The 1,128-nt window shown below is 70.3% G+C and carries 1 rRNA gene and 1 pseudogene; both read right to left on the bottom strand.

Annotated features, from left to right (window positions below):
• A pseudogene (locus tag ACFY2K_RS30100) lies at positions 1 to 809 on the bottom strand (tetratricopeptide repeat protein); the annotation flags it as partial.
• A gap of 227 nt (positions 810 to 1,036) precedes the next feature.
• A 5S ribosomal RNA gene (gene rrf / locus ACFY2K_RS30095) occupies positions 1,037 to 1,128 on the bottom strand; the annotation flags it as partial.

The raw sequence follows: 1,128 nt of genomic DNA, 5'->3' as shown, positions 1-1,128 counted from the left end.
CCACGGTCGCCGCCACGGTCGTCACGGTTGAAACCGCCACCCTGCGGACGGTCACCGCGGTCGCGGTTGAAACCGCCACCCTGCGGACGGTCGCCACGGTCACGGTTGAAACCGCCCGGGCGGTCGTCACGGCGGAAGCCACCGCGGTCGCCGCCACGGTCGTCACGGTTGAAGCCACCGCCCTGGGGACGGTCGTCACGGCGGAAGCCGCCACGGTCGCCGCCGCGGTCGTCACGGTCGCGGAACGACGGACGGTCGTCACGACGCGGACGGTCGTCACGGTCATCGCGACGGAAACCGCCCGGACGGTCGTCCCGGCGGAAACCGCCGCCCTGCGGACGGTCGTCGCGACGGAAGCCACCGCGGTCGCCGCCGCGGTCGTCACGGTTGAAACCGCCACCCTGCGGACGGTCGCCACGGTCACGGTTGAAACCGCCACCCTGCGGACGGTCGCCACGGTCACGGTTGAAACCGCCACCCTGCGGACGGTCACCGCGGTCGCGGTTGAAACCGCCACCCTGCGGACGGTCGCCACGGTCACGGTTGAAGCCACCACCCTGCGGACGGTCGCCACGGTCGCGGTTGAAGCCACCACCCTGCGGACGGTCGTCGCGACGGAAGCCGCCACGGTCGCCGCCGCGGTCGTCACGGTCGCGGAACGACGGACGGTCGTCACGACGCGGACGGTCGTCACGGTCGTCACGACGGAAGCTGCCACGGTCGTTGGACCAGCCCCCACGCGACCGGGGCTCGTAGCCTCGGCCGTCGTCCGATCGACGCTCGGGACGGCCCTCGGGCTGGTTCGACATCCTCGTGACTCCTTCTGCTGCTTCATCTCCACCGCGGACTGGGCAACGTCAGTGCCGTCACGCGGTATCGGCGCCGGCCTCCTGGCCGCACACCATCTCCATTGTCCGGCATGTCGGAAGCGTCCGCTCCTGGGCGGAAGTTCCGGCCTGCCGGTCTCGTGCAAGTTCGCAAAACACAAAAAGGCCGCGGCCCCAGCGAATCGCTGGGGCCGCGGCCTTGAATAATTGTTCGGCGGCGTCCTACTCTCCCACAGGGTCCCCCCTGCAGTACCATCGGCGCTGTGAGGCTTAGCTTCCGGGTTCGGAATGTAACCGGGCG

It is taken from the genome of Kitasatospora sp. NPDC001309, from assembly GCF_042896295.1.
Lineage (GTDB): Bacteria > Actinomycetota > Actinomycetes > Streptomycetales > Streptomycetaceae > Kitasatospora.
The sequence above is the reverse complement of the archived record's forward strand: the minus strand, read 5'-3'. Positions and strand labels throughout refer to the sequence as shown.